Raw genomic sequence first — 24,012 nt, 5'->3', positions numbered from 1 at the left:
TTTTTCGGCGGATTTAAAAACGAGAAAGAGAAACGACATTGCGTCCGTGAACAATTAAGTACCACGGGACTCCTTGTCTTGATAATGCTACACACAAAGGGGTCACATCTCACAATCGACGTAGGGACACAAACGACGGAGACTGAATCCATCGACGATGTTCTCGAATCGTTCATCGGCGGACGGGGCGTCGCAACCAAACTCGCTCACGACCGTATCCCATTCGACGTCGATCCGTTCGGTGTCGAAAATCGGTTGTTCTTCGCAACCGGCCCGATGCAAGCGTCGACGATGAGCTTTACCGGCCGAATGAATGCAACGGCAGTCTCGCCGCTCACCGACGGACTTGTCTCGTCGAACGCTGGCGGATTCATGTCGCGAAACTTCATTGATACCGGCCACGCAGCCGTTGAAATCACCGGTAAAAGCGACGAACTCGTGATTATCCATATTACCGACAGTGGCGTCGAGTTCGAATCGGTTCCGGACCTTTCCGGTGCGACCGTTCCTGAGACTGTCGCGTATCTCGACGACGAACATGATCTCGGTGCCGATCAAACTGCCGTTATCGGGCCGGCCGGCGAGAATTTGGTTCGCTTTGCCTCCATCATGACCTCCGAAGAGCGGGCCTTCGGTCGCGGTGGCCTCGGAGCAGTGCTCGGGTCGAAGAACGTGAAAGCACTCACCTTTGACGGCGATTCAGCACCAGACATCGAGATACCCGCCTCACAGATGGAAATTCACCGCGAGGCTGCGACGGACGACCACATAATGAAACAACAGGGAACGGTCGCGGTGATGGACCTCGCTAACGAACTGAACGGCCTTCCATCATACTATTTCTCCGAACAACAATTCGAAGGCGTCGAGGGAATCAATGGCGCTGCTGTCGAGGAGAAAAAATACAAGAAGGGTACCTGTTCTGCGTGTGCGTTCGCCTGTAAACTTCCGACGAAGGACGAGGAGCGTGGTGTCGAGACTGAAGGCCCTGAGTTCGAGGTTGCGATGGCGTTTGGGTCGAACTCCGGCGTCGACGATATCGTTGACGTAATGAAGTCGAACGAGTTGTGTGACAAATACGGGTTGGATGCGATCTCGGCGGGGAACACCGTTGCTGCCTATCTCGCTGCCCAAGAAGAATTCGGAAACGTCGACCTCATCCACGAGATGGTCGAGAAAATCGCCCACCGAGAGGGTGTCGGTGACGACCTTGCCGAAGGGATCGCTCGCGTTCACGACGACCTCGGTGTACCGAACTGGACTGTCAAGGGTATGGACTTTGCAGCTCACGAGGGACGCGTTCTCCACGGTCAAGGACTCTCGTACGCCGTCGCGAACCGTGGCGCAGACCACATGTATGCCGTGTTCTACTCACAGGAATACCCACTCGTCGACAAGGACGACGCGTACGACCCAACTGGATACGAAGGAAAACCACAACGACTCATCGAGAAGGAGAATCAGATGGCCGTCAACGATAGTGGTGTCGTCTGCAAATTTTCACGGGACTATATGACTCCTGAACGGTACGAGATGCTGTTCAGTGCTGACTTCGAGGACTTGCTCGCCGTTGGCGACCGCATTGTAACGCTCGAACGCCACTTTAACAACCAGCGCGGCTTCGACCGGTCGGATGATACACTCCCCTACGAGATTCCAGGCTTTGAGGACGCTTTGGAGGAGTACTACGAGCTTCGCGAATGGGACGATGGGGTTGTTCCTGACGAGCAGATCCCTGCGGAGTGACGGTCATCAGTCCGTTACACACGAATCGTAATCGCTGTACACAAAAAATTAAAATAGGTCTTCGACAAATACCCTTTCGAGAACAGGTAGCATGCCACAGACAGTGTTCACCGCCAGCGAGTACGAGAGACGAATCGAGCAGACAAAAGAGCGGATGCGTGAACGGGAACTCGACGCGCTCGTGATCGCCGACCCAGCGAACATGAACTATCTATCTGGCTACGATGGCTGGTCGTTTTACGTCCATCAAGCCGTCATCATCACGCAGGATCGCGACGAACCGGTCTGGGTTGGCCGCGGACAGGACGCCAATGGAGCGCGAGCGACGACGTGGCTGGCTGAGGAGAGCATTCGATCATACAGCGACGATCACGTCCAATCGCCATACGACCTGCACCCGATGGACTTCTTTGCGGAAGTGCTAGAAGACCTCGACGTCGACGAGGGCCGAATCGGATTGGAGATGGACGCGTACTACTTCACGGCGAAGTCCTACCTGCGCCTGCAAAAGAATCTCTCGAAGGCCGAGTTCGAGGACACGACCCTGCTCGTCAACTGGGTTCGCGTAACAAAATCCGAACAGGAACTCGACTACATGCGAGAGGCCGCACGCATCTCCGAAAACGCGATGGTCGCCGGGCTCGACGCCATCGAGGAGGGTGTCCCCGAGTCGGAAGCGGCGCGCGCAATCTACAACGCGCTCATCGATGGCACCGAGGACTACGGCGGCGATTACCCCTCTATCGTTCCACTCATGCCTTCCGGCGATCACACCGGAACCCCGCACCTGACGTGGACCGACCGTCCGTTTGAGCGAGGTGACCCGGTCATCATCGAACTCTCGGGTTGTCGCCACCGGTATCACTCGCCGCTTGCACGGACGACGTACGTGGGTGACCCCCCGCAGGAAATGCAAGACCGGATGGAAATCGTCGTCGAAGGCGTAAACGCCGCGCTTGACGTCGCTGAGCCGGGTGTCACCTGCGAGCGCGTCGAGAAGGCGTGGCGCAACGTCATTCAGAAGTACGACTTGGAGAAGGAGGAACGCATCGGCTACTCGATGGGGCTCGGCTACCCGCCGGACTGGGGTGAACACACCGCGAGCCTTCGACCGGGCGACGAGACGGTTCTCGAGGAGAACATGACGTTCCACATGATTCCCGGCCTCTGGTTCGACGACTTCGGGGTCGAACTCAGCGAGACGTTCCGCGTCACCTCGAACGGTGCCGAGGTTTTGGCTGACTTCCCTCAGAAGCTGTTCTCTACGTAACCATGACGAAAACAACGTCCGAAAATATCGACGCAACGGAGAGTGAAACGACGACGGAGTCAGCGCTTACGACCGCTCGTCGCCAACTAAAGCGCGCCGCGACACACGTAGATGTCGACGACGGCGTCGTTGAACGGTTGAAGCATCCCACGAAAGTCCAACGCGTCTCGGTGCCGCTCAAGCGTGATAACGGCGAGTTGGAGGTACTAACGGGATTCCGTGCACAACACGATGACGTTCGCGGCCCGTACAAAGGCGGTCTCCGGTACCATCCGGAGGTCACCGCCGATGAATGTATTGGCCTCTCGATGTGGATGACGTGGAAGTGCGCCGTCATGGATATCCCGTTCGGTGGCGGCAAGGGCGGTATCGCCGTCGATCCGAAGGAACTGAGCGACGAGGAAAAAGAACGACTGACACGTCGATTCGCCGAAGAGCTCCGAGACGTCGTTGGCCCGAAGCAGGACGTTCCGGCACCTGATATGGGAACCGACCCCCAGACGATGGCGTGGTTTATGGACGCCTACTCGATGCAGCATGGCGAGACGACGCCGGGCGTCGTCACAGGAAAGCCATCAGTCATCGGCGGTTCGTATGGTCGCGAAGAGGCACCAGGACGGAGCGTCGCGATCATCACGCGCGAAGCCATCGACTATTACGGCTGGAATCTCGACGAAACCACCGTCGCCGTGCAAGGATACGGGAGCGTGGGTGCGAACGCAGCTCGTTCGCTCGACAAGTGGGGTGCTGACGTCGTCGCCGTCTCCGACGTCAACGGTGCTATCCTCGATTCCGAAGGATTAGATACAAAAAGCGTCATGGGCCATGACGAGCGACCTGGCATGGTATCCGGCTACGACGCCCCTCAGCGGCTCTCGAACGAAGAACTGCTCGAACTCGACGTGGACGTACTCATTCCTGCGGCAGTTGGGAACGCGCTGACGGCCGATAACGCCGACGACGTGCAAGCCGACCTCATCGTCGAGGGAGCAAACGGTCCAACCACGTTCGCAGCGGACTCCATCTTCGAACAGCGTGACATTCCGGTTCTCCCGGATATCCTCGCCAACGCTGGCGGCGTGACTGTCTCGTATTTCGAGTGGCTGCAGGACATCAACCGCAGACAGTGGACACTTGACCGTGTGAACAACGAACTCGAATCAGAGATGCTGAAGGCATGGGATGCGGTGCGCGACGAAGTCGAAGCTCACGACGTGTCGTGGCGTGATGCCGCATACATGGTCGCACTCAGTCGCGTCGCAACGGCCAAAGAGGAACGCGGACTCTGGCCATAGCGGGTCATTCTGGCTCCCGTATTCTCTTTTTTGCAGTCGAGAAAGAAAGATGTCGGCTAGCTGCGGAGCGCTGCCGCGACCTTCTCGATCGGGTGGGTCGGCGTTTCACCGCCGTCTCTGTCTCCGAGTTGGGTTCGACAGGATGCACCAGGGGCGACGACTTCCTCACCGTCGCTCTCGTCGACCTGTTCGAAGAGGATGTTCGCGATCGCTTTGCTCATCGAGTAGTGTTCGGCCTCGTAACCGAACGACCCGGCCATCCCACAACACCCTGAGTCGAGCGCGTCAACCTCGTAGCCGGCGTCCTGAAGCACCGCAGTGGCGTGGTGATCTTTCTTCGTTGCCTTCTGGTGGCAGTGGCCGTGGTAGGTGAGCGACTTGGCGGGTGCGTCGAACGTGAGTTCGAACTCGAATCGGTCGAGATACTCGAGGATGCCGTAGGTGTTGGCCGCGACGCGTTCGACGTCACGACCCGACAGCAGGTCGAGATAGTCCGACTGCAGCATCACGGCGTCGGAGGGCTCAACGAGGACGACGTCCCAGCCGTTTTCGACTCGCGGGGCAAGAACGTCGACGTTCGTCGCTGCACGTTCCCGCGACAGGTCGAGAAACCCCTTCGAGTGCGCCGGTCGTCCGGTCGATGCGACGCCTTGGGCTATCCGAACGTGGATACCAGCCGATTCGAGTACGTGAACCGCTGCCTTCCCTGCCTCGGGGTGGTTGTAGTTCGTGTAGGTGTCTGGGAACAATAACACCTTGCGAGTCGCCTGTGATGCGGGAACCCGCGGGCCACCGCGAGCCTCGAACCACTCCTCGAAGCTCTGTCGGTGGAACCTCGGGAGCGACCGCTCCGGGGCGATACCGACGACCTTCTCAAGGACGACTCGTGCTCCGGGAATCTTCGCAGCCCAGTTGGAGATGGGGGCGACCCTCGACCCGAGTTGGTTGAGCGTGTCGATGTTCGCGAAGAGCCGGTCACGAAGATCCGCGCCGTGCTCCTCGTGGTGGGCGTGTTCGACTTCGGTCTTCAGTTTCGCCATGTCCACCTCGCTCGGGCAGTCGCGGGCACACCCCTTACAGCCAATACAAAGATCCATGATCTCGCGCATGAACTCGGTGTCGAGCGCGTCGTCGTCGAGATCGCCGCTCATCGCCTGTCGGAGCATGTTCGCTCGTCCGCGAGTCGCGACGCTCTCCTCTTCGGAGGCACGGTAGGTCGGGCACATCACCCCGCCGGTGGTCTCCTGCCCGCCGCGACAGCCACCACAGCCGTGACAGAGTTCAACCATCCCCTGAAAGCCGTTCTCGTTGTCCCAGTTCAACGCCGGATCGAACCCGGCGTCGAAGTCGTAGTTCTCACCGAATCGGAGGTTCTCTGTCATATCGACGTCGCCACAGACTTGACCCGGATTGAGAAGCCAGTCGGGGTCGAACGCCGACTTCAATTCACGAAACAGTTCCCAGACTTCCTCGCCGTACAGTTTCCGATTCCACTGGGTGCGTGCCCGACCGTCACCGTGTTCACCTGAGACTGAACCGTTGTACTCGACGACGAGGTCGGTCACAGCGTCGGAGATCGACTCCATCTGTGCGACGCCCGCCGGACTCTTGGTGTCGACGAGCGGTCGCATGTGCATGCATCCGGGACCGGCGTGCGCGTAGAACGAGGCGAACGTGTCGTTGTCTTCGAGTACCGCTTGGAAGTCGGCAACGTACTCCGCAAGGTTCTCGGTGGGGACGGCCGTGTCCTCGATGAACGAGATGTGCTTTGCGTCGGTCGTCCGCGAGAGGAGGATAGGCATCCCGCTCTTTCTGAGTTTCCAGAGCGTTGCCCGCTCCTCGGCGTCGTACGCTTCCAGCACGTCGAAGGCACGAACCGGGTCGTCGCTCGGTGCATCCGCATCGGTGTCCGCTTCGCCTTCGACGCTCGGGGTCGCAGTCGGCACACGGTCAGCCACCATATCCGCAATCTGCTGTCGACCGTGTGCCTCATCCTCCGCGTAGAATTCGACGAGTAGCGCCGTCTCGGTTTCCTCCGGGAGCATCGCTGCAACTGCTTCGAATTCCTCGGTATCGCGGGCGAGTTCGAGGAGGACGTCGTCGATGGCTTCGACGGCCGCAGGGTCGTGATTGCGGACGATGGTGTCGACGTCAGCCATCGCGTCCAGCAGATTGTGGTAGGTGAGTAATGCGACCGACTTCGTTTCGGGAACCGGTTCGAGCGAAATCGTTGCCGCCGTGATCACACCGAGTGTTCCCTCACTCCCAGCGAAGACACGAGCGAGGTTGACCGTTTCCGACGCTGCCTCCTGGACGAGTTGGTCGAGATTGTACCCCGAAACGTTGCGCTTCAGCTGTGGATACACCTCGCGAATCGTCTCGCTCTCCTCGTCGACGACACGACGGAGCGCATCGTAGATTCGGTTCTCGATGTCACCGTCGGCATCCGCGCGATTTCGGAGTTCGTCGAGCGTCACCTCACCGAATGTGGTGACCGTTCCGTCAGCGAGGACGACCTCAACCTCCTCGATATAGGCATCCGTCTTTCCGTACTTCAGCGAGTGCGCACCCGTGGAGTTGTTGCCGATAGCGCCGCCAACCGTGCTCCGGTTACCGGCCGCGGGATCCGGTGCGAACTTGAGGTCGTGAGGTTCCAGCGTCGCGTTGAGGTCTGCAAGCACTGTACCGGCTTGCACGTCGGCGACGCGAGTACTGGGGTCGACATCCACGAGGTCAGTCATGTAGACGGTCATGTCGAGCACCACGGCCTCGTTTGTCGCCTGACCAGCTAAACTCGTGCCGCCTCCGCGTGGGAGGATCGGAATCCCACGGTCGGCACAGTAGTCGACGACGGCGGCGACGTCGTCAGTCGACCGTGGAAAGACGACGCCAACAGGTGTGACCTCATAGGCAGAGGCGTCGGTCGCATACAGCTGTCGGGAGTACTCGTCGAACCGGACGTCGCCATCGACGAGCGTTTCGAGGTTCTCGGCGAGTTCGTGTTGATCCACAGACCCACCAGTATAGTCATACGCCGCTCGGGAATCACTGGCGGGGTCATCGGAGCCTGCGTCGTCTCGTAGATGGGAGTTCTGCGTCGCCATTGGTGGTCAGTTCGACTCCGGTGCGAGTACCTGGTTCACCAAGTCGTCACCGGAGTCGAGTCGAGCAACGTTCTCGGTAACGATGTCGGCGAGACGGTTCCAATGTTTCGGTGTATGGCCACCGGTATGCGGGGTAATGAGACAGTTCTCGAGGCCCCACAGCGGATGGTCGCTGGGCAACGGTTCAGGGTCGGTCACGTCGAGTGCTGCGCCGCGAATTTTGTTCGAGCGAAGCGCAGAGACTAACGCAGTCGTATCGACGATACCGCCACGAGCAGTGTTGACGAGGACGCTGTCTGTCGGCATCGTCGCTAACTCTTCACTGCCGATGAGGTTGCGCGTGAGGTCGTTGAGTGGGCAAGCGATGACGACATAGTCACTTTGGGAGAGCGCTCGGTGGATATCGTCCTCGTCGAAACCGAGGACTTCGTCGGTCGGGCCACCCTTCGAGGGCGTATAACGAATACCGATGGTCTCGACCTCGAATCCCTGCAGTCGCTGAACGACTGCCTGACCGATCGAACCGAGTCCGATAACCGTCACCGTGCTGTCGGTGAATTCGTTCGATTGGAAGTGCCGCCATTGGCCTTGCTGTTTGCGCCGCCATCCCTCGTGAAGCCGGCGGGTAAAAACGAGCATATTTCCGATGGCCTGTTCGGCGATACCCGGAGCGTGAATTCCGCCAGCGTTCGTGACAGCGACGCCCTGTGCCTCGAGTTCATCCATTGGAACGTGATCCGTACCGGCGAACGTACAGGCGAACAATTCGAGGTTGGTTGTCCGTTCGAGGAGATCTTCGTCGAGAGAGATTCCTGTGACGATACGGGCGTCTTCGACGAGTTCCCGTTCTTGTTTCGGCGTGCGAGCAAGCGCGACCGTCTCTTCCGGCAGGCGGTCGCGAAGCTGTTTGGCGTACGATTCCATCGATAATCCTTCCGTCCCCTCTCGGAGGACGACAACATCGGCGTTCTCACTCATGTTAGGTCACAATTGCGTCTAGGGAGACGCGTGTCGGTAGTGTGGTGATTGTCACTACTTCACTTAGTCTTTTTGTGTATTCGGCATCAACGAATGTTGTGTACCGTTAAGTGTGTGGAGTGTGAATGTGGCCCATATGTCGGCCCCGATCGCAGACCGATTGGTATCGTTACGACGCGACCTGCATCAGCATCCTGAACCGGCGTGGCGAGAGTTCTACACCACATGTCGTCTGGTCGAAGAGATACGTCAAATCGGCGCGGACGATATCGCTGTCGGACCCGATGCCTACGACCCAGCTGACCGAATGGCCGAACCCGAAGCGGACGACCTAAACCGGTGGATAGAGCGAGCACGCGAACGAGGAGCTGACGACGAGCTTCTGGAGAAAATGGCAGGTGGAAACACAGGCGTCGTCGCCGTCCTCGACAAAGGCGATGGCCCATCGGTCGGACTCCGCGTCGATATCGATGCGTTGTTTATCGAGGAGTCAACCGACGAGGAACACCACCCTGCGGCAGAAGGGTTCCGCTCGGCATACGACGAATCGATGCACGCCTGTGGACACGATGTCCATATGACGTGGGGCCTCGCCGTGCTGGACTCCATCAAGGACAGCGAGTTCGAGGGAACGTTCACGGTGTTCTTCCAGCCTGCGGAAGAAGTCTCCGGTGGCGGCCATCCGATGGCAGAGAGCGAGTACTGCGCCAACCTCGATTACCTCTTTGCAGTGCATGTCGGTCTCGACCACCCGACAGGCGAGGTTGTTGCAGGCATCGAACGTCCTCTTGCAATGTGCCACGTGGACGCGACGTTTGAAGGAACAGCAGCACATGCGGGTAAGCATCCGAACGAGGGGGACAACGCGATGCAGGCGCTCGGAACCGCTATTCAGAACACGTACGCAATTCCGCGCCATAGCGATGGGATGACGCGAGTCAACATTGGACGAGCAGAGGGAGGCACTGCAAGTAACGTCATCGCCGACGAGGTTACTGTACTCGGGGAAGCACGCGGTGAGACGACAGCACTCATGGAGTACATGAAAGAGGAACTCGTCGAAACGCTTCGCACCTCCGCAACGATGCATGGCTGTGACGCCGATATCGAAATCGTCAGTGAGTCGCCCCGTGCTGACAGCGACCCGGAACTCGTTGACGTCGTCGCCGATGTCGCTGCAGACGTCGATGGCGTCGACACGGTGCTTCCGACCGCCGACTTCGGGGCAAGTGAAGACGCCACGTTCCTGATGGAGCGAGTCCAAGAGAACGGTGGCTCCGCGACCTATCTAATCGTTGGTACGGACCACCCGACGAGTCACCACACGTCGACGTTCGACGTAGACGAAACAAGTCTCCCGATTGGCGTCGAAGTGCTGACGAAGTCCGCCCTATCCGTGAGTGAGAGTATATGAGCGACCAGAGTGCACGCGATATCGTCACCGACGATGACATCGCGTTAGCCCACGATAGAATCGACGATATCGTCAACCGGACGCCGGTAGATATCTCGACGACCTTTGCCGAGATGAGTGGTGCGACCTCAGTCGGTCTCAAGCTCGAGAACATGCAACGGACGGGGTCGTTCAAGATTCGCGGAGCGTATAATACAATGGCCCAGCTCTCGGATGAAGTGAAAGAACGCGGCGTCATCGCATCTAGTGCTGGAAACCACGCACAAGGTGTTGCACTCGCAGGAGACCGTCTCGGTATCGAGACGACAATCGTCGTTCCAGAAGTGACACCAGCAGCAAAGATCGAGGCGACGCGCGGGTACGGAGCCGAGGTCATCGTCGAAGGTGAGATATACGAAGATTCCTACGAATACGCATTGGAACGTGCCGACGAGGATAATCTGGAGTTCGTCCATCCGTTCAACGACGAAGGCGTCATCGCTGGACAAGGGACTATCGGTCGGGAACTACTCGAGCAATATCCAGACCTCGATACAGTCCTCGTCTCTATCGGCGGTGGTGGTCTCATCTCCGGAATTGCGACCGTTCTCAAGCACCACGACCGGTCGATTCGAGTCATCGGTGTACAACCAGTAGGCGCGTATCACGCGAAACCCTCACTGGAACACGACGAGATACGCGAGCTTTCCGAGATCGACACGGTTGCCGAGGGTATCGCTGACACCCGTCTACTCGAAAAGACGTTCGCCGTCATTCGTGAGTATGTCGACGACGTGGTATCGGTGAGCGATTTGCAGATGAGTGTTGCACTGACGCTGCTCGCAGAACGGGCGAAAACGGTCGTCGAGACGGCCGGTGCAGCGCCTGTCGCAGCACTTCTTTCGGATGCGGTCGATGTCGAAGGTGAACACGTTGCCGCCATCGTCTCAGGCGGCAACGTGAACCTCACCGAGCACAGCGAACTCACAAAAACTGGCCTAATGCAACTCGGCCGGTATGCCAAAGTCGAAATCGCCGTCGCCACCTGGCCGACCGGCGTGAGTGCAGTAACGAACGTGATAGAGTCGCAGGGGGCGGAATTGGATGTGCTCGAACGAACGCGTCGAACCGCTCAGGACGATCCCAATCGGACGCCCATTAGAGTAGGCATCGAAGGGAGTAGCACGGAACATCTCCAGTCGGTCATCGACGCACTCGATTCACTTGGTCAAATATCCGTCACTTCACACACGCTCAACTAAGTCGATATTCATTCGGCTTGCATTGGCAGCGTCTATCCGCTTCGGGATGCAGACGTTTCAGTCAAACACGACCTGTTGCAAGAAAATGACGGGACGATACTCACCATCCGAATACAACGGAAAAACAGCCAGGCAAAACCAGGCCTATCGTGCCGCGTCGATCGCCTCGGTGAAGATACAGACGCCGAGTTCGATTTCTCGTTCAGTGGAGTCCAACGGTGGGAGAAGTCGAATCGTCTTCGCCCCACAACCGAGCGTGAGGAGTCCGCGTTTGAGTGCCTCCTGGACGACAGTATCCCGACGCTCCGACGTGTCGAATTCGATGGCGAGCATGAGACCTTTCCCACGCACGTCTTCGACGTAATCGGGCGCATCGTCACGCAGTAGTTCTTTCGTCTGTTCACCGCGAACCGTCGCGTTGGCGAGCAGGTCGTGTTCTTCGATGGCCTCCAGTGTGAACACGCCCTGCATCGAAGAGAGGATGTCGCCACCGCCGAACGTCGATCCGAGGCGGTTCTTTTCGCTCGGGAAGACGTCCGATCGGGAGATGGTTGCACCGACACGGAGTGCCTTTGCACTGGCGATGATGTCCGGTTCGATCGGATAGTGGTCCGAGGCCCAGATTTCGCCGGTTCGGCCGATACCGGATTGTATTTCGTCCACGACGAGTGGGATGTCGTACTTCTCTTTGACGTCTTGGACTTCCTGCATAAACTCGGTGCTGGGGAATCGATAGCCACCGACGCCTTGAATCGGTTCAAGGATGATAAATGCGACCTCATCAGGGTTGATATGGCCGCGCTTTGGATGTAGCATGGTTCGGAGTTGAGAACCTTCACCAGCGAAGAACCCACAATCGCAGGTCTCGGAACCACTTCCCTTGTCATCACAGAATGGTACCATCCGCATTCCGGAGAGTTCGGGATAGTGCCGGGTATAAACTTCCTTCGAGCGAGTCACCGAGAGCGTCCCGAACGTCCGACCATGGAAGCTATTCTGAAAGGCAAATCCATGCTTTGCCTCTGGAGTATTATCGTAAGAGATCTTCATACTGTTTTCAACGGCCTCTGCCCCGGAATTCGAGAGAAACACCGTGTCCATCCCGTACTGGCTGGAGACGTCACATAGTTTCTCCATGAGATGACTCGACCCAGGGATATCCGACGACCGAGGTGTCTCACCCGCCCCGAAGTACATATCTTGTCCCGCAATCTTCATTGGTTCGACGAGGTCGAATTTTTGGAGTTTGTCGAGAATCTTCTCGTTGTTGTAGCCGAGTGGAGCGGCACCGATATGACAGGTGAAGTCGAGCAAGACGTTCCCATCGACATCGGTTACGAACGGTCCGTCAGCTTCTCGAGTGATATCCCAGACGAATTCATGTGAGTATTCGCTCGGTGCAGCGTGTTTCGTGTGAAAGTCGATCCACTCTTTCGCGTTCGGTCCAGGTAGAGCATCTGCTGTAGGCTCCGCGGTATGCCTATCCATACACAACAAGTGTGAACACCATACATTAAATCTGATGGTGATCATTTGTTCCGAACCATCCGTATCCTTTGACGCTGGGAGACGGCACAATAACGCCTACAGACCGAACAGTTTTGTTCCAACGAGCACCCCAGACTGCTCGACGTGACCGACGAGAGTCACGACAACGCCGCTGAATACCACTACGTCGTCACGGTGGACGACGTGACAGACGATACGATAGTTTACATCTGCACGTACCACATTCACCGGATCGCCATCTGCAAGAACATGGTTGCCGTTGAAAAACCAATTGACGACTGGACACTCAACATCTTCCCTTCGGAAAACGATTCGTGGTGACAAATGTATAAAAATATAGTAGAAAATAGAGGGGATATATTGTATAAATAGAACAATATATGTTGGAACGATCTACTTCTATCGATTGTGGCTTCATTTTTAGAGTAATTCTTTTCCAAGGTATGAAACCAGATACAGTTCACTTCATCTGATTATACCGCAAATAAGGCCGGATACCTAATTTTAAAATAAAAATTAAATCATTGGTATTCGATTTTAATTGGTCACCAAACTGTTCTGCCACGTCAATATTGCAGGATAAACCAAATATCATAACTTTAGTATTTATTTTCTTATATATTCTATTCATATTCGTTTAATGGAAGAATGCCATAATACGAGTGAAACAATACAATTCAACTAGTTTACTATTTCAGACAACCCTGGAGAGATCTTTCTAAACAGTGGTAGGGTTAGTGTCCCAACACTTAGAAGCAAGATAATGAGCGCAATTGGACTCTGATAGAAAATGTCGAATGATCCCCCAGACAGGGAAAGAGACCGCCGAAGGTTCTCTTCTGCGATCGGCGCAAGGATCAATCCAAGAACCATTGGTGCAAGAGGGTATCCACGCAGTCGTAGAACATATCCTATGGCACCTGCACCTAACATTATCCACGCGTCGAAGACGTTTCCTCGAAGTGCAATTGCACCAATCATACAGAGCACGAATATCGCTGGCCAGAGCAGGGATTCGCGAATATTGATCAAACGAACCCAGTAATGGGCCCCAAGCAACCCGAATATTAGTATAAACACATAGATGAGAAGGAATCCCATGAATATCTCATACAACAACCCAGTTTGGTCTTGATAGAGAGCTGGACCTGGTTGGATATCATGCACTGCAAGAGCACCGATTAAAATCGCTGAAACAGAGTCACCGGGAATTCCAAGCGTGAGTGTCGGAATGAGGGCTCCACCAGTGCTTGCGTTGTTTCCGGACTCAGCTGCGGCAATACCTCGTACGTTTCCTTCCCCAAACGATGGCGTAGCGTCCTTGATCCATCTCGTTGCCTCGTTGTAAGTGATAAAGGACGCAATGTCACCGCCTGCACCTGGAATAGCACCGATAATGACTCCGCCGATTCCAGACATTACAGACACAGGCGCAATGGACTTTAGGTCGGAAACCGATGGAATGATTCCCTCTATTTCTTGATCAACTTTTTTTCGGTCTCCGTCAATCCCTTCAGAGTATGACTTTAGCCCCTCTGCAATCCCGAATAGCCCAATCATCACAGCGATGAATTGGACTCCCGTGAGTAGCTCTGGAACCCCAAATGTAAATCGTTGGAATCCTGTGATTGGATCGATACCAACCGTTGCAACAAGCATGCCCAACAATCCGGACATCATTCCTTTTGTTAGCGAATCACTGCTTACACTGGCGATAATTGTCAACCCAAAGAATGCCAATGCGAAGAACTCTGGTGACCGAAATCGCAGGGCAGCGTTTGCAATAACGGGAGAAAAGAACATCAGGCCAAGCACGCTAATTATGCCCCCTACAAACGAGGCAACCGTGCTAATTCTGATCGCCCTTCCCGCTTCGCCTTTTTGAGAAAGCGGATAGCCATCAAAGATCGTCGCTGCAGCCGAGGGAGTTCCCGGTGTACGAATCAGAACTGCGGGAATAGATCCCGAATATACTGCACCTCCGTAAATTCCCAATAACAGCATCATTCCATTCGTAGGGTCCATGGTAAATGTGAACGATAGTAGAACTGCAACAGTCATTGTTGCCGTCATTCCTGGAATCGAACCCATGAATATTCCGAGGAGTATTCCTGAAACCATCAAGAGTAGTGTGAATGGGTTCAGAATTGTTGTGAAGCCATGGATGATGTTATCTATCATAAGATCACCCCAAGGGGAAGCGTCGGGAGTAATCTTGAGAATGGTATTATTCCCTCAGGAAGTCGTACGAGGAAAAACCGGCTGAAGATATAAAACAACGCCACTGGAAGGCAGATCGATATCGATATAATCGTGATTTTTGAACGGATTCCAGAATAGTAGAGTATGATGGGCAAAAACGCTATCGTTCCTACTAAAAAGCCCAGTATCGGCATTAAGCCTAGATAGAGTAATAGGAGTATGAAGACTAAAACAGCAGCTTTGAAATCAAAATTACTCATCTCAAGTTCAGTATCATCGTCAACCATCAGATCCACAACTGCAAATACAATTATCCCAGCCGAAATGATAATTGGGAAAAATCCCGGTCCTACTTGACCGTTACTTGGAAATTGACTAGCAAACAGTATCACTGCTGTCGATACAGCTATGAACACCAACGCGAGCGGATTTGACCTGATTTTTTCTTTATTAATAACCATGTGGTATTTTCACCCTTAACTACGATTTACGCTTCTCAGTGTACACTGAGGTCTTGGACATCAACTCAGTGGCATCGAATACAGGATAATCTCCTGTGACTGAGGATGATTGGTTCCAATGATTGTTCCACCGAGTATTTATTCTCACCATACTTCAGGCACTTTCTTGGTAAATTTTCTCAAGGCACTATATAAACATACTGGTATGGAATAACTTGCAGTAGTTAGGTGTTCGACAAGTTTGGATTGCTTCATCGAATTCTATACATTTTCGACACTACGATGAAACTATCTCTCACTACTTCATTTATTCAGATTTTCGATGCTATTTGTTAATATCGAGATCTTTGACAAGCTGACCATAATACTTGTACTTCTGATCGAGGAATTTCTTTAGCTCGTCAGGCCCACGTTTGACTCTCATAAAGTTATTATTCCCCATGAATTTTTTGAACTTTTTATCTTCATATACTGAATTATATGTTTCAACGATTGAATCACGGACATCATTCGGTAGGTCTTTCGGTCCGAAGTGAGCCAGCCATGAGCCGATTACGATGTCTACACCCTGTTGTTTCATCGTTGGAGTTTGAGGGAGTGAGTCAAGCTTTTCATCATACATCACACCAAGCGATTTGAGCGATCCATCTCGAACCTGTGGTGCTACCTCGACGGCCCCAACCGTTGCACAATCGACCTCTCCGTTTAATGTGGCTGTTATCGCAGGTTTCGCGCCATCGTATGGGACGTGTTTGACATCGATTCCTGCCTCATGCACAAATGCAGCACCCGCCATATGCCATGAAGAACCTGTACCAGAGTTCGCCATTTTTATTTTCCCGGGATTTGATTTCGCGAAGGAGAGGAATTTATCTAGGGATTTATATTTCGAGTTCTCATGTACGACGATGGTTGCCGGCATCTGAGTGTACTGCATGATCGGCGTAATGTCATCAGGAGATAAATCTGCGATCCCAAGATGTTCGAATAAACAAATTTCTGGTGCAGTACATCCGAGGGTGAGTCCATTGGGTTTTGCATTAGCCACCGCATTCATCCCAACCGAACCGGATCCACCCGTTTGATTTTTAACATTCCACGACACCTCTGTGTGATTTTCAGCTGCGTCAGCCACAGCTCGGCTTGTTCGATCCGACCCTCCTCCGGCTGCCCATGGAGCGATGATCTCCATTTGTCCGGATGGCCAACTTTGGCTGCTACTTCTCGATAGCTTATCTAGACAGCCAGCGGTACTGATGACTCCAACTCCGCTAACTGCTTTGACGAAATTACGCCGTCTGACGCTCGTTTGGTTGCGAGACTCTTCATTTTCTACACGGCCGGGTGACTGGTTACCAACCATCTCACTCCCATGGTGTAGAGACTATTATTTAGCTTTTTCTTTGTGAATATTACACTTTTTCTGAATTTTTAAATCGGTCATTAAATTATGGACTATTGTGCCGTAATACATTCGGATGGTTGAATGGAACTCTTTCTCCCCCCCCAAAACCTCCTGAATTTTCTTCGTACGAGCCTTCAGTTTGAGTTGTGAGATACACTAGCGAAACAGTAATATGGTATAGTGGACATGACTGCATATGGTAATCGTTGCAGCAGTGGATAGTTCCGCTAGAGCAGCCTATACAGTAGATGAAGCAGAGCAACTAGCACGAGCATTTGATGACTCGCTCCATGTTGTTCACGCACTAACCCGGTCGGAATTTGTGGACTTAGGCAAAACCAACGCTCAAGCAGGTGAGCCACTGGATATGGATCAAATACGCGGTGCGGCGGCAGAGATGGCAGAGGAAGCGATATCAGATAAAGAGATCCAGTATGAAGCTGTTGGCTTAGTTGGCGATCCAGCGGATACAATCGTTGAGTATGCTAGCGATCAAGATGCCCGGTATATCGTTGTGAGTCCTCGAAAAAGATCTCCCACCGGAAAGGTACTGTTTGGGAGTTTTGCTCAGTCGGTATTATTGGAAGCTAGCTGTCCAGTCGTTACCTGCATAAAGGAAAATACTACTAAGGTCTAGGATCCCATTCACGTTCGACGAGGAAATCATCGAGTTTCTGTTTCGGGTTGTCGAAGACGTTTGCCCCATGAAACACTAACACCGTGTTAAAGTCGTATTGGAGCAGATCGTAAAGGTTGAGCTCCGCTGCTTTATGATCATCGTTGAACAACGCCGGCGGTGGGAGAAGATACCCCTCCGGTAGCCCTGCTCGATCTGAACCATCAAGCGAATCTCCAGAGATGAGAATATCTCGATTCGTCAATAATAGCGCAGACGTAGCTTCAGTATGACCCGGAACTTGGATTACCTGAATATCCCCATCAAGGGTATCACCGTCTTCGAAGCGTACATCCGGTTCATAGTCGATTGCCTCGTAGAGCTTTGATTCATTATCGGCTGCGACCAATTCCGGGTCAAATTCCTCCATCACGTACGGAAGTCCGCCGTGGTGACCGTGATCGCCGTGAGTAAGAATTACTCTATCTATTGTCTCAAACTCGTCTCTCAGTGTTTCGACTAGTTCTTCACCGTTTTCATCGAATGCTGTATCGATAAGTGTCGTCTTGCCTTTCGGAATGTCTTCCAACACGTATACACGAACGTGTTCGAACTGGATTTTGTAAATCCCATCAATTACTGATTCTGCGCTCATTGCGGATAATCATGCCTTTCCGTATCGCATAAAACTAACGGTAAAATTAGCAACTTACAGTTATAAGAGGCTGTCCGGCCGTCTGAGACAATTAAGAATCTAACTTTTCCGTGCCACACTTCAATATGATTGAAACAACCGGTGTTCTTAATAGGGGCTATATACGAGTACAGTGTATGAATAATGAAGAAGAAACGGCCGGACAACGGCTCAAAAGTGTAGATCAGTCTTTCCGAATTATTGAATACCTTCGCGAGAATGGACCGGTAACCCTCTCAAAGATCACTGACGATTTAGAACTCCCCATGAGCACGGCTCACGTTCATCTATCTACTCTTGTGGAAAACGAATATGTGATCAAGTCAGATAGGGAGTACCGATGTAGTCTTCGATTTCTCCATATCGGTGGTGAGCTACGTGATAAGTTTTCACTTTTCCAAGCTGCAAAAGACGAGGTCGACGAACTGTCTGATACTCTTGGAGAGTACGCTAATGTTGGTACCATCGAGAATGGTTATATGGTTCAGCTGTATAAATCACGAAACTCGTCGTCTATTGATGATAATGCCCCGCTTGGCTCTCATTTGTATTTGCATTCCACAGGCTTGGGCAAGGCAATGCTCTCTCAGCTTTCCCAGGAGAGACTTAACATGATACTTGATCTTCGTGGGTTGCCTCAACTAACCCCAACTACGATTACGGATCGCCAAGCACTGGAGGAAGAATTAGCAGATATTCGAGATCGTGGATACGCTGTCAACCGTAGTGAACACTTCACAGGTGTCTGTGCAGTAGCTGTTCCAATATTATCGGAGAATAATGAGGTGATCGGTGCAATAAGCGCTAGCGGACCAATTAGCCGAATGGGTAACGAACGCATTGAGGACGAAATTGCACCAGCACTCTTCGATAAGCAGAATTTCATCGAACTAAAAATCAAACAATAAAGAGCCAGTGTGTCTTCTCCGTCATATTTCATAACAAAACTAAGGATGTAATCGAAGGGTTCGTATCCATTACAATACTATTTTTGTAAAGGACTGGTGACGACCACCACTCTCGGTTGATTTCTTCAATAATAATGAAGTCCCAACAACTCGGGATGGTTTCTACTTTCCCCGACGCCGAAATAGTACTCATCTCTAGCGTCATAACTGGTTTCAAGGTGTATTATTGGTTATCAACGTCTATATTGCCTGGTTTGTATCCAATTCGTACATGCTCTCCGATAGCAGATGTACGAAGATATCTCAAGTCGACCGAAAATATATATAACAGAAGTACGTCGTTGAGCACGTCGATGAGCAAGCAAAAAGTCCTAGTGACGGGACCGTTTGGAGAAGCTGGGGAAGCGATTCTCAACTATCTCCTGGAAGAGGACCAATATGAGTTCACGTTCCTCAATCGTAGTGATCATCCAGAATATGAGACTCATGTTGCTGATATCGCAAACTACGACGCAATTCGTCCGGCCTTCGACGGTCAGGATGCGGTAATTCATTTAGCTGCACAGTCAGATGCTGGTGCGGACTTCGAAGGTATCGTTGATCCAAATATCATCGGTACTTACAACGTCCTCAAAGCGATGAAAGATGCGAATGTTCAGAAACTCATTTTTGCCTCGTCACAACGGGTGATGGGGCTCTACGAGGAAGATCATGCTCCAGAACTCTTCGAAGAGGATTATCCGACTCGGTTTGACCCTCTGAGACTCACTCATGAGACGCTTCCGAAACCGGATGGGTATTATGGGGCTTCCAAAGTATTCGGTGAGAACATTTGTCGAGTACATGCACGACGTGAGGGAGCACCAGAGCAGGTGTATTCGCTTCGTATTTCAAGTGTACGAACGGAGGAATATGATCACCCATACGGAGATGCTGAGCGTGGCGTCGATCGCTCTGATGACGATAAACTGACCGATGAAGACGAAGTCTGGGATCAGTCACAAACAGGATCATGGGAACGTGGCAGTGACGAGTATGAAGCGATGGTAAGACGTCTGAAAGCTTCCTGGACTTCCCAGCGAGACTTTGCACATCTGCTTGAGTGCTGCCTTGAAGATGAGACAGTGATCTACGATACATTCTACGCTGTCAGTGGAAATGCTGCTCGCTGGTTTGGTATTGAACATGCACAGGCGGTTCTCGGCTATGAACCGAAGGATGATGCTTCCGAGTGGGATCATCCACCTGCAGTCGAACACACATCCGAGTAGCCTCCATTGTCGATCAAAACGAAGCCCGATCGGCGGTCTTGCATCCATAACAGTTTGAAATTTTCGCAGATTCACTGATACTGAGGTCGTCGGTTTTGAAAAATAGTAAAGCTCCCAAGAACCGCAACCAATCATTGATTTCACCTATTACACTGATTTGGGCCCCGCTTTAGAGTTCAGAGATGTCGAAAACGGGCTTCGCGGTTTCGCTGGAAAGAAATGCCTCGAATGCTTCTTCAGCATCGAGAAGTGAAAATCGGTTATCGATGAAAGTCTCGGCATCGACATCACCGGATTGTATCATGCGGAATGCACGCTCGAAATCATCGTACAGAGCTCCGTAAGTACATTGAATATCGATTTCAGAACGCACAAGCGGTGTGTAGGCCATAGTGACTTCACCGGTTTGACCAACTAGAACGATTTGTCCCCCTTTTCTCACCTCTTCGACAGCCGTAGTTAATCCAGAAGGATGTCCTGTAGTGTCAAATATGACATCGTAGCCAGCACCGTCTGTTTTGTCCCTCCGAACAGATTCTAAATCATCATCTCCAGCGTTGATGATTTCAAACCCGAGTTTCCGGGCAAGAGGTAAGCGATAGTTTGCATCTCGACCAACTCCCGAAACTACAACATCCCCACCCTGAGCGTCAGCGATTTGGGCGGTTAGCAGTCCAATTGGGCCAGGACCTTCGACAAGAACCCGGTCACCGGGCTCAACTCTTGAATTTTTTGCGACAGCACGTACAGCAATAGCCGCTGGTTCTGCTATTGCCGCATGGTTCAGGTGAACGTCATTTGGTACAGGATGAAGGACGTCCTCGGGGACAGCAATATATTTCTCATAGGCACCATCGTGGTCGATACCAGTGAGTGCCGTATTTTGGCAGATGTTTTCCTCGCCAATTTGACATTGGTAGCAGTCTCCACACGGTCGAATTGGTCGCTCAACCACGTGGTCACCGATACTGTAGCCAGAGACATTTGCACCTCTCTCTACAACGCGTCCTGCATATTCATGACCAATGACGGTTGGAAGGTTCATCCGTTCGAAAGCAGACTTGAATTTGTAGATACCGGCATCACTTCCGCAGAGACCTGCGTGCTTGACTTCAACGAGCACTTCGTTCTCTGCTGGTGTCGGGTGGGGGCGATCTATGAGTTGCATAGCGCCTTCGTTACGCGCAACTTTGGCTAATCCACGCATGGTCGTTTCTCACGTCCCGATGACTATAGTTTTATTGATTAGGTCAGTTATTCTCCTCAAATTACGGTACTATTGATGATAGACCTCGGCGTTTGACCTCTCGTTGTTATTGGTCTGGAGTGAATAGCATTCCCATCGTTTAAAGTATTCAAATTTACAATTGTATTTTGAAATAAATCGACAGTTTAAAATGACCTGAGGACACGAACTCTATTATGCATACGGTAGAGACGAATGTAAATAGACCAGAGTATGAGATTGTTTCCGGATTTGAGGGTGTCCCGAGTTCGATTGTGTCCGACGTGACTGGGAATGTTGGGCTAGCTATGGACTCTGGTATGAAGCCTATCTACAGTGGCGCTGAATTGGCTGGAACTGCGATAACTGTAAAAGCCTCACCAGGTGATAATCTAATCATTCACAAAGCAATCACGCTGGCGGAACCAGGGGATGTCCTCGTAATCGATGCAAATGGATATGTGGAAACTGGCCACTTAGGGGAACTTATGTGTACATCCTGTAAGGCAAATGATCTTGCGGGTATCGTAATCGATGGTGCCATTCGAGATCGCAAGGAGATAGAAGAGATGGAATTTCCCGTTTATGCTCGGGGTATTCATCCACAAGGGCCACTCAAGCAGGATCCTGGTTCGATCAATGTCACGATTTCCTGTGGGGGTGTGACTGTCGAACCAGGTGATATCGTAGTGGGAGACGACGAGGGTTTAGCAATCGTCCCGTCGGAGAACGCCGAGTCGGTTCTCCAACGGTCTCATGAGAAAATTGATGCCGAAAATAATATCCGAGAACGTATTCAGAACGGTGATTATCTCTTTGAGATCAGCGGTTACGACGAACTGTACGAGAATCTTGACGTGATCGGGCCTGAGGATTCAGCTCAGTAATGATACAGCTCAATGATCATCCGTAGTATTCATTCCCATTAGGAATAGAACGGGGAATATTATAGATGTGACACTTTGGCTTAAAGACATCGAAAGCGTTCTAACTGTCACACATCTCTACGTATAGTATTTGCTACAGCATACTTGGATGAACTATTCACGGAAATACTAGTTTGCTCAGCGTATCTGGTTTCCATTAAGCTACTGTTTCAAAATTCACATCTCTCTGTCTGGAAGCAGTGGTTCAATTACGCGCAGCTCTTTTTCGGCAGCAACTGCTCGAACTACTTGCATCGTTTCTTCGATTTCGCCAGACGCGGTCGCAAGTTGCAGTCGAGCGCTAGAGGTGTCCTTCGTTCCTTTAGGTGCGGACAACGAGAGTTCTGTCACGGATGTATTGCTCTCATTGCGAATTTGAGTAAGCGTATCTGAGAGGTCTGTATCAACTAAATGTCCGGACAAAATAATTGTAACCGATGTACTATATCGTTCTGTACCTGCTTGCACAACTTTGATTCCTGCGTTGCGTAGCGCGTCTATAATCGCATTATACCGCTCAGATGTTGCCTCAAGATCCACTTCAACCGGAATATGGCCTCGTGGTGTAATATTCCCTCGTTCATGGTATATCGAGAGTAAATTCCCACCATTCTCAGCGATCGGTTCAAGAGCTCGAAGTAGCTCACCCGGTTCATCAACTAACTCAAGTCGAATTGTATGAGCCTGTATCTCGCTTTGAATATCAGTCATTCCTTCCAATCTCCTTTTTGTGCGGTCTATTCATGGGTCAAATCACGAACTCCCGGATATATAAATGCCACCGATGCCATCTCTTTTGTAACAACCCTCACAGCTTCCCTGCTCGAACGAGTATTTATTCCAAATATTCTTCTTCAGTATATTTGGCCACCATTGCTCAAAGCAAGGCTTTAAACCCGTATTTTCTGCAGACCTATTATTTTGAGACAGAATGTTTTATACCCTATAACGTGGTGTTCTATTTCATGGATTACGATGATCTCGTCCTCATCGCTGAAGTAGACGAGTTACTTTCCGAACCAACGGTTCAATCTTATGCCGATGCGGTTGCGCTCCAATTTTCGGATACTGAAAGTATCGTTGGTCAATTAGAAAGTTACTCTGGTGAACTACCGATCGTCATCACAACCCATGCAGATGGGGATAACACTCCATTCTCGGACTCTGAAATTGACTCTCTTCAAACAGTAGTAGAGTATGATCCTGTTGAAGCGATTGTCATCGAGTTGGATGATGCTCAGAAAGAGAATCGATTAATAAAAAATCTCAATTCTGCCAACGTAGATGTAATAATTTCAAATATCAACCATTCGCAGACACCAAGTAAATCTGATCTTATGTCTATAATCATGGAAGCAGCAAAGTATGGAGATGCCGTTTACATACAGACGACGGCAAAGACCACAAATGACACCTCAACACTCCTCTCAGTGATTAATGACGCAACAGAGAAGGATGTAATCGTCGGTGGTATTGCAACTGGCGAGATAGGCCGACATACACGTGCTATCGCGCCGTTTTACGGTTCAAAGTTAGCCTTTGCACCTGCAGCCCAGAGCCAAAGTGACAATAATAGATATACAATTACTATTAAGGAGTTATTCGAACTCATAGAGGATATTGAGTATTCAGACACCGCAACTTCGCTCCATGATTCGATCACCAATCCTCTTGTTTCTGAATATGATAACCAAAACTGAATGTTGGGGGTTTGCTCTCAAGACATCAATTAATGAATAATAATAGA

At 51.9% G+C, this 24,012-nt stretch carries 20 protein-coding genes; 11 read left to right on the top strand and 9 right to left on the bottom strand.

Going from position 1 to position 24,012, the window contains the following annotated elements:
* Positions 1-84 precede the first annotated feature (84 nt).
* The 3 genes from ACN2TU_RS14520 to gdhB all read left to right on the top strand — a co-directional run bounded on the left by ACN2TU_RS14520 (position 85) and on the right by gdhB (position 4,311).
* On the top strand, positions 85-1,746 hold the full coding sequence (locus tag ACN2TU_RS14520; protein ID WP_435156333.1) for an aldehyde ferredoxin oxidoreductase family protein: 1,662 nt from the start codon (positions 85-87) through the stop codon (positions 1,744-1,746).
* Between the two features lie 91 nt (positions 1,747-1,837).
* Positions 1,838-3,016 (top strand): M24 family metallopeptidase, encoded by a 1,179-nt coding sequence (locus tag ACN2TU_RS14515; protein WP_435156331.1) that lies wholly within the window; start codon positions 1,838-1,840, stop codon positions 3,014-3,016.
* A gap of 2 nt (positions 3,017-3,018) precedes the next feature.
* Positions 3,019-4,311: a glutamate dehydrogenase GdhB gene (gene gdhB / locus ACN2TU_RS14510; protein ID WP_435156329.1), complete on the top strand. Its 1,293-nt coding sequence runs from the start codon at positions 3,019-3,021 to the stop codon at positions 4,309-4,311.
* Between the two features lie 56 nt (positions 4,312-4,367).
* On the opposite strand, the gene ACN2TU_RS14505 is transcribed toward gdhB, so the two are convergent.
* Together ACN2TU_RS14505 and ACN2TU_RS14500 are read right to left on the bottom strand one after the other, a co-directional pair.
* Positions 4,368-7,415 carry an FAD-binding and (Fe-S)-binding domain-containing protein gene (locus tag ACN2TU_RS14505; protein ID WP_435156327.1) on the bottom strand — a complete coding sequence of 1,016 codons (3,048 nt, stop codon included), beginning with the start codon at positions 7,413-7,415 and terminating at the stop codon, positions 4,368-4,370.
* A 6-nt stretch (positions 7,416-7,421) separates the two neighbouring features.
* Positions 7,422-8,393 carry a D-2-hydroxyacid dehydrogenase gene (locus ACN2TU_RS14500; protein ID WP_435156325.1) on the bottom strand — a complete coding sequence of 324 codons (972 nt, stop codon included), beginning with the start codon at positions 8,391-8,393 and terminating at the stop codon, positions 7,422-7,424.
* 136 nt (positions 8,394-8,529) lie between these two features.
* Between ACN2TU_RS14500 and ACN2TU_RS14495 the strand changes: the two genes are divergently transcribed.
* Positions 8,530-9,807 (top strand): amidohydrolase, encoded by a 1,278-nt coding sequence (locus ACN2TU_RS14495; RefSeq protein ID WP_435156324.1) that lies wholly within the window; start codon positions 8,530-8,532, stop codon positions 9,805-9,807.
* A complete protein-coding gene (gene ilvA / locus ACN2TU_RS14490) occupies positions 9,804-11,048 on the top strand; it encodes a threonine ammonia-lyase (protein ID WP_435156322.1) in 1,245 nt (414 codons plus the stop codon). The genes ACN2TU_RS14495 and ilvA overlap by 4 nt, the downstream gene beginning before the upstream one ends.
* Positions 11,049-11,192: 144 nt before the next feature.
* Here ilvA and ACN2TU_RS14485 read toward each other — a convergent pair whose 3' ends face one another.
* Complete coding sequence (locus ACN2TU_RS14485; RefSeq protein ID WP_435156321.1) at positions 11,193-12,536, bottom strand: aminotransferase class III-fold pyridoxal phosphate-dependent enzyme; 1,344 nt, start codon at positions 12,534-12,536, stop codon at positions 11,193-11,195.
* Positions 12,537-12,680: 144 nt separating this feature from the next.
* Between ACN2TU_RS14485 and ACN2TU_RS14480 the strand changes: the two genes are divergently transcribed.
* Positions 12,681-12,878, top strand: a complete 198-nt coding sequence (locus ACN2TU_RS14480) for a hypothetical protein (RefSeq protein WP_435156320.1) — start codon at positions 12,681-12,683, stop codon at positions 12,876-12,878.
* 360 nt (positions 12,879-13,238) lie between these two features.
* On the opposite strand, the gene ACN2TU_RS14475 is transcribed toward ACN2TU_RS14480, so the two are convergent.
* The 3 genes from ACN2TU_RS14475 to ACN2TU_RS14465 form a co-directional block, all read right to left on the bottom strand.
* Positions 13,239-14,738, bottom strand: coding sequence for a tripartite tricarboxylate transporter permease (locus ACN2TU_RS14475; RefSeq protein WP_435156318.1), 1,500 nt, complete (start codon positions 14,736-14,738; stop codon positions 13,239-13,241).
* Positions 14,735-15,220, bottom strand: coding sequence for a tripartite tricarboxylate transporter TctB family protein (locus tag ACN2TU_RS14470; protein ID WP_435156316.1), 486 nt, complete (start codon positions 15,218-15,220; stop codon positions 14,735-14,737). The genes ACN2TU_RS14475 and ACN2TU_RS14470 overlap by 4 nt, the downstream gene beginning before the upstream one ends.
* A gap of 325 nt (positions 15,221-15,545) precedes the next feature.
* Positions 15,546-16,583: a tripartite tricarboxylate transporter substrate binding protein gene (locus ACN2TU_RS14465; protein WP_435156314.1), complete on the bottom strand. Its 1,038-nt coding sequence runs from the start codon at positions 16,581-16,583 to the stop codon at positions 15,546-15,548.
* 238 nt (positions 16,584-16,821) lie between these two features.
* Here ACN2TU_RS14465 and ACN2TU_RS14460 point away from each other — a divergent pair, with 238 nt between their 5' ends.
* A complete protein-coding gene (locus ACN2TU_RS14460; protein ID WP_435156312.1) occupies positions 16,822-17,262 on the top strand; it encodes a universal stress protein in 441 nt (146 codons plus the stop codon).
* Here the strand turns inward: ACN2TU_RS14460 and ACN2TU_RS14455 are convergent.
* Positions 17,252-17,896, bottom strand: coding sequence for an MBL fold metallo-hydrolase (locus tag ACN2TU_RS14455; RefSeq protein WP_435156310.1), 645 nt, complete (start codon positions 17,894-17,896; stop codon positions 17,252-17,254). The two genes, ACN2TU_RS14460 and ACN2TU_RS14455, sit on opposite strands and share 11 nt — an antisense overlap.
* 176 nt (positions 17,897-18,072) lie before the next feature.
* Here ACN2TU_RS14455 and ACN2TU_RS14450 point away from each other — a divergent pair, with 176 nt between their 5' ends.
* Both ACN2TU_RS14450 and ACN2TU_RS14445 read left to right on the top strand, forming a co-directional pair.
* Positions 18,073-18,843, top strand: coding sequence for an IclR family transcriptional regulator (locus tag ACN2TU_RS14450; protein WP_435156308.1), 771 nt, complete (start codon positions 18,073-18,075; stop codon positions 18,841-18,843).
* 353 nt (positions 18,844-19,196) lie between these two features.
* Entirely contained in the window at positions 19,197-20,114 is a 918-nt protein-coding gene (locus ACN2TU_RS14445; RefSeq protein WP_435156307.1) for an NAD-dependent epimerase/dehydratase family protein, read from the top strand.
* A gap of 169 nt (positions 20,115-20,283) precedes the next feature.
* On the opposite strand, the gene ACN2TU_RS14440 is transcribed toward ACN2TU_RS14445, so the two are convergent.
* On the bottom strand, positions 20,284-21,321 hold the full coding sequence (locus tag ACN2TU_RS14440; RefSeq protein ID WP_435156306.1) for a zinc-dependent alcohol dehydrogenase: 1,038 nt from the start codon (positions 21,319-21,321) through the stop codon (positions 20,284-20,286).
* A gap of 215 nt (positions 21,322-21,536) precedes the next feature.
* Between ACN2TU_RS14440 and ACN2TU_RS14435 the strand changes: the two genes are divergently transcribed.
* Complete coding sequence (locus ACN2TU_RS14435) at positions 21,537-22,226, top strand: 4-carboxy-4-hydroxy-2-oxoadipate aldolase/oxaloacetate decarboxylase (protein WP_435156305.1); 690 nt, start codon at positions 21,537-21,539, stop codon at positions 22,224-22,226.
* Between the two features lie 216 nt (positions 22,227-22,442).
* On the opposite strand, the gene ACN2TU_RS14430 is transcribed toward ACN2TU_RS14435, so the two are convergent.
* Positions 22,443-22,976 (bottom strand): amino acid-binding protein, encoded by a 534-nt coding sequence (locus ACN2TU_RS14430; RefSeq protein ID WP_435156304.1) that lies wholly within the window; start codon positions 22,974-22,976, stop codon positions 22,443-22,445.
* A 254-nt stretch (positions 22,977-23,230) separates the two neighbouring features.
* On the opposite strand from ACN2TU_RS14430, the gene ACN2TU_RS14425 reads away from it, so the two are divergent.
* Entirely contained in the window at positions 23,231-23,965 is a 735-nt protein-coding gene (locus tag ACN2TU_RS14425) for a type I 3-dehydroquinate dehydratase (RefSeq protein WP_435156302.1), read from the top strand.
* Positions 23,966-24,012 lie beyond the last annotated feature (47 nt).

The sequence above is a fragment of the Haladaptatus marinus genome (assembly GCF_051194195.1).
This window is presented reverse-complemented; position numbering and strand designations above follow the sequence as displayed.